The 1387-nt window shown below is 70.2% G+C and carries 1 protein-coding gene; it reads right to left on the reverse strand.

Going from position 1 to position 1387, the window contains the following annotated elements; genetic code table 11:
- Nucleotides 1–106 precede the first annotated feature (106 nt).
- A partial coding sequence (locus L7D48_RS28850) for an FtsX-like permease family protein (protein WP_237884057.1) occupies nt 107–1387 on the reverse strand: 1281 nt, incomplete at its 5' end.

Raw genomic sequence — 1387 nt, forward strand, 5'->3', positions numbered from 1 at the left:
GCACAGCACCGCGGCCCGGCCCCGGCGAGCGCGACACCGCACCCACCGCGACCGGGCCGCACCACAGCCCCCGCAGACCCCTCGCGGACTACCCCGCCTACTCCGCCTACTCCGTGGCGATCGCGTTCAGCACATTCATCCGGCCCGCCCGGAACGCCGGCACCAAAGCCGCCACCAGACCCACCACCGCGGCCCCGAAGAACACCCCCACGATCGTCGGCCACGGCACCTGGAGCACCTTCAGCCCCTCCAGCGCCAGCAACCGCTGCGCCGCCACACCCCAGCCCAGACCGAGCCCCAGACCCAGCAGCGCACCGAACAGAGCGATCACCACCGACTCCAGCCGGATCATCCGCCGCAACTGCCGCCGCGACAGACCGATCGCACGCATCAGACCGATCTCACGCGTCCGCTCCACCACCGACAGCGCCAGCGTGTTCACCACGCCCAGCACCGCCACCACGATCGCCAGCGCCAGCAGCCCGTAGACCATGTTGAGCAACTGCCCCACCTGGTCCTCCAGCAGCTCCTTGTAATCCGCCTGATTACGGACCTCGTACTGCGGGAACGCCTCCAGCTCACCCTTCAGAGCCGCGTACGCCGCATCCTCCTGCCCCTCCTCCGCCTTCGCGAACAGCATCATGTTCAGCGGCATCCGGTCCTCGGGCACATACCGCTCGGCCGTCGCCGTGCTCAGGTACATCGCGCCCTGGTCCACACTCGTGTCCGCCGCCGTGACCGCCCGCACCACCAGCTCCGCCGTACCACCGGCCGCGAAATCCACCTCGACCCGGTCGCCGACCTCCACACCGTGCGCCTTCGCGAAATCCTCCGGCACCGACATCGAATCCCGCTCATACGCCGCCGGCAGCTCACCCGCCACCGTCTCCACCCGCAGATCCTCGGCATACGTAGGAGAAGCCGCCGTCACCGACTCCTTCACCGACTCCCCGTCCGGACCCGTCAGACGCGCCTCCAGCCACCGGTACTCGGTGACATGCGCCACCCCCTCCGTGGCACGCACCCGCTCCACGACCTCCGGCACCACCGGCTGACCCGCACCCGACTGCAGGATGAAGTCCGCCCCCACCGAACGGTCCAACTCGTCACCGGCCGACGCCACCAGCGACGCACCCACCACCGACAACGACGACACCAGCGCCAACCCGATCATCAGCGCCGCACCCGTCGCACCCGTACGACGCGGATTGCGCAGCGCGTTCCGCTCCGCCATCCGCCCCACCGGACCGAACACCCGCAGCACCACCGCACCCAGCGCCCGCACCACACCACCCGCCAGCAGCGGACCGATCAGCACGAAACCCACCAGCGTCAGCACCACGCCCAAGGCCAGGAACAACGACCCGCCCGCGGCCTCCTCCGACCC

This window comes from Streptomyces sp. ICN903 (genome assembly GCF_022015835.1).
Classification (GTDB): Bacteria; Actinomycetota; Actinomycetes; order Streptomycetales; family Streptomycetaceae; genus Streptomyces; species Streptomyces fenghuangensis.